4 protein-coding genes are annotated in these 3,766 nt (G+C 74.6%); 3 read left to right on the top strand and 1 reads right to left on the bottom strand.

The window, feature by feature from the left end; genetic code table 11:
* Positions 1-31 precede the first annotated feature (31 nt).
* Entirely contained in the window at positions 32-640 is a 609-nt protein-coding gene (locus ET526_RS20845) for a phosphohydrolase (RefSeq protein ID WP_135470981.1), read from the bottom strand.
* 360 nt (positions 641-1,000) lie between these two features.
* On the opposite strand from ET526_RS20845, the gene ET526_RS22485 reads away from it, so the two are divergent.
* The 3 genes from ET526_RS22485 to ET526_RS20860 form a co-directional block, all read left to right on the top strand.
* A complete protein-coding gene (locus tag ET526_RS22485) occupies positions 1,001-1,720 on the top strand; it encodes a PEP-CTERM sorting domain-containing protein (protein WP_135470984.1) in 720 nt (239 codons plus the stop codon).
* Between the two features lie 135 nt (positions 1,721-1,855).
* Positions 1,856-3,001, top strand: coding sequence for an exonuclease SbcCD subunit D (locus ET526_RS20855; RefSeq protein WP_135470987.1), 1,146 nt, complete (start codon positions 1,856-1,858; stop codon positions 2,999-3,001).
* 4 nt (positions 3,002-3,005) lie between these two features.
* Positions 3,006-3,766, top strand: a 761-nt coding sequence (locus ET526_RS20860; protein ID WP_158295660.1) for an AAA family ATPase, incomplete at its 3' end; no start/stop codon positions are given.

Genomic DNA, 3,766 nt, shown 5'->3' on the forward strand with positions numbered 1-3,766 from the left:
TACCGGTTTGTCCACGCGGCCTAGGGCAGAGTCAGGCCAGCGCCCGCAGCGCGGCGAGGAAGCGCGCCGCCGCCACCTCCGGCGGCCAGGGGCGCCAGGGCTCGCCGCCGAACTCCGCCGCCAGCGGATCCTCCGCCATCACCGCGGCGCGGATGCCGAGGGTGCGGCGCACCTCCTCGCGCGTCCAGCCCGCGACATGCACCGCCTCGGCCGCCGCCAGCGCCACGTCGCAGGCCTTGTGGGCGCGCTTCGCCTCCTCGGTCCAGGGGGGCAGGGCGTAGCGCAGCGCCACCGCCGCGGAGAGCCTGGCCTGCAGCTCGGCGAAGCCCTGGCCGAGAAAGGGCTTGAGCGGCGAGATGCAGTCGAAGCCGAGCAGCCCCTCCTCCGCGTCGTGCAGCAGCTCCCGCCGCGCCTCGGCGCGGGTGAGGCCGCCACGCGCCCGCGTCCGCCGCAGCGCCAGCACGGCGAGGGAGTGCTGCGCCACCGAGAGCGGGGCGCCGGGCCAGATGGAGTGCCCGCCCCAGCGGAAGGTGCGCGAGAGGCCGATCGCCAGGTCCTCGTCGGTCCAGTCGAAGGGGGTGGGCGTGATCAGGTCGAGCCGCCGCCCGGAGGGCAGCCGCACCCAGGCGCGTTCGGTCATTCAGGTACGCAAGTCGGCAAGGGCGGACCGCCGCACCGTGCCGCGTGGTCCGGGGCCGGGGACGGGTGATCGGCACGGTTCGCACAAGGCTGGCATCCCGCACGGTGTCCTCATGGCCCCAAGGGTTGGGAGAGTGGTTGGAAGGGTGTCAACCGCGCCGGCGCGCCATCCGGCGCGGGGCGGGGGCCATCCTTTGGCTGCAGGGGGTTTGCTGTCAGGAAACTTTACGAATGACAATTCAGCGGACCCGAAGCGGTTTCAAAACAAGGAGATGGCCCTTGGCACGCCATTTGCTCCGGTCGTGCCGCGGATCCGGCGCCCGTCAGGACGGCCCGGCGCCGCAACGACAAGGAGCGCAAGATGAGACTGCCCGTTCTGGCTGCCGCGGTCGCGGGAGCCCTGGCGCTGGGCGCCGCGCCGTCCCAGGCCACCATCCTCACCGTGTTCGACTCGATTCCCGCCGGCACCACGTCCTTCAACGCGACCGTCACCGCCGCCGGCGGCACCGCCAACGCCGACACGCTGCCGACGAGCGGCAGCTTCGGCACTGCGCTCGACCGCGGCGACTACACCATCACCCGCAACAATGGCGGCAGCATCTCCCTCAGCACCTACGGGACGATGACCGGCGGCGTGATCAACATCAATCCCTCCGGCAGCAGCAAGGGCATCGGGGCGATCGGCAGCGGCATCACCTTCACCTTCGACAGCCCGATCAACGCCATCGGCTTCGAGGTCGGCGACTGGGGCACCTGCTGCTGGCCCTCCGCGCTCTACATCTCCTTCGACGACGGCACGCCGATCCAGGTCGGCAACTCCCTGAACTTCACCGACGTGCTGTTCAACGGCAAGTACGAGGTCTTCGTGGCCGCCTTCGACGACAGCGGCAGCTTCAGCAAGATCCAGTTCTGGGGCGACGGCTTCGGCGAGTTCCTGGTTGCCGGCGGCACCATCCGCTATGCGCTGATCGACCAGGGCAGCCTGCCGCCCGTCGGCGTGCCCGAGCCCGCCAGCCTCGCCCTGCTCGGCGCCGGCCTGGTCGGCCTCGGCATGATCCGCCGCCGCAGGACCACGGCCTGACGAGCCGGCCCGGGGCGGACCCTCGGGGTTCCGCCCCGGGCCGATCCCTGTGGCGGCCCGTGCGGGGCGTGGCGCAGGCCGCGCGGGCGGAGCCGGGCTTGCGGCCGCCCGGCGCCGCCGCGCATCCTCCGCCCGATGCGATTCCTGCACACCGCCGACTGGCACCTCGGCCGCTCGCTCAACGGCGCCTCCCTGCTCGAGGATCAGGAGGCGCTGTTCCTCGGCCCGTTCCTGGAGATCCTGCGCGACACGCGCCCCGACGCCGTGCTGCTCGCCGGTGACGTGTTCGACCGCGCCGTGCCGCCGGCCGAGGCGGTGGCGCTGCTCGACGACATCCTGCGCGAGGTCGTGCTCGGCCTCTCCACTCCCGTGGTGCTGATCCCCGGCAACCACGACGAGCCGCGCCGCCTCGCCTTCGGCGCGCCGCTGCTGCGCGCGGCCGGGCTGCATGTGGTGGATTCCGCGCAGGGCGAGGCGATCCGCTTCGCCGACGCGCATGGCGAGGTGGCGGTGCTCGCCGCCGGCTACGCCTCGCCCCTGCTGCTGGCGACGCTGTTCGCGCCCGAGGCGGTGGCCGACCACGATGCGGGATTCGGCTGCGTCTGCCGCCACCTGCGCGGCCTCTGCCCGCCCGGCGCGCGCAGCGTGGTGGTGGCGCATGCCTTCGTCGCCGGTGGCGAGGGGTGCGAGAGCGAGCGCCAGCTCGCCGTGGGCGGCGCGAAGGCGGTGTGCCCGACGCGCTTCGCGGGCTTCCACTACGTCGCCCTCGGCCACCTGCACCGGCCGCAGACGCTCGGCGGCGGACGCATCCGCTACAGCGGCTCGCCGCTGGCCTATTCCTTCAGCGAGGCGGGGCAGACGAAGTCGGTGACGCTGGTGGAGCTGGACGGGGCCGGCATGGTCCACGCCGAGGCGATCCCGCTCAGCCCCCGCCGCACCCTGCGCCGGCTCCGCGGCGCCTTCGCCGATCTGCTCGCCAACCCGCCCGCGGAAGGGCGCGAGGACTGGCTGGAGGTGACGCTCACCGATCCCCTGCCGGTGTTCGAGGCGCAGCGGCGCCTGGCCGAGGTCTATCCGCGCATCCTCGCCTTCGGCTACGCCCGGCACGAGACGCTCGACTCGGCGGCGGCGCCCATCGCCGCGCCGCGCCCCGAGAATGCCGAGCCGCTGGCGCTGCTCGACGCCTTCTGGCGCGAGATGCGCGGCGAGGCGCTGCCCGAGGCCGCCGCGCCGGTGGCGAAGGCAGCGATCGAGCGCGCCCGCGCGGCGGAGGAGGGCTGAGCCCGTGCGCCCCCTCGCCCTGACCCTGCAGGCCTTCGGCGCCTATGCCGGGCGGCAGGAGCTCGATTTCTCGGCCCTCGGCGCGCACCGGCTGTTCCTGATCTCCGGCCCCACCGGCGCGGGCAAGACCACGGTGCTGGACGGCCTCTGCTACGCCCTGTTCGGCGAGAGCAGCGGGGCGGAGCGCGGTGCCGCGCATCTGCGCAGCCACCACGCTCCGCCCGACCTGCCGACCGAGGTGGTGCTCGACTTCGCGGTGGGGGCCGAGCGCTGGCGCATCCGCCGCCGGCCGGCCTGGAAGCGACCGAAGCGGCGCGGCAGCGGCGAGGTCACGGAGCCGGGGGAGCAGGCGCTCTGGCCCCTGACCGAGGCCGGCCCCGGCCTGCCCATCGAGCGCGAGGCGGAGCTGCGCGAGCGCATCGCCGCCCTGCTCGGCTACCGGGCCGAGGAGTTCCGCCAGGTGGTGCTGCTGCCGCAGGGACGGTTCCGCGAGCTGCTCTCGGCCAGCCCGCGCGACCGGCAGGAGATCCTGCGCACCCTGTTCCGCACCGCCCTCTACCAGCGCATCGAGGCGGCGCTGAAGGAGGCGGCGGACGCCGCCGAGGCGGAGTGCCGCCGCCTCGCCCAGCACCGCCGCACCCTGCTCGACGAGGCCGGCGCCACGGACCTCGCCGCCGCCCGCGTTGCGCGCGAGGCGATGGCCGCCGCCCTCACCGCCGCCGAGGCGGCGCGCGGGGAGGCGGCGGCGCACGCGGACGCCGCCCG

The sequence above is a fragment of the Crenalkalicoccus roseus genome (genome assembly GCF_004761865.1).
Taxonomy (GTDB): Bacteria; Pseudomonadota; Alphaproteobacteria; order Acetobacterales; family Acetobacteraceae; genus Crenalkalicoccus; species Crenalkalicoccus roseus.

What these genes read in the sequence shown, in the direction of transcription:
- ET526_RS20845 (WP_135470981.1), bottom strand. Translation starts at nt 640, where the DNA reads ATGACCGAACGCGCCTGGGTGCGGCTGCCCTCCGGGCGGCGGCTCGAC.
- ET526_RS22485 (WP_135470984.1), top strand. Translation starts at nt 1,001, where the DNA reads ATGAGACTGCCCGTTCTGGCTGCCGCGGTCGCGGGAGCCCTGGCGCTG.
- ET526_RS20855 (WP_135470987.1), top strand. Translation starts at nt 1,856, where the DNA reads ATGCGATTCCTGCACACCGCCGACTGGCACCTCGGCCGCTCGCTCAAC.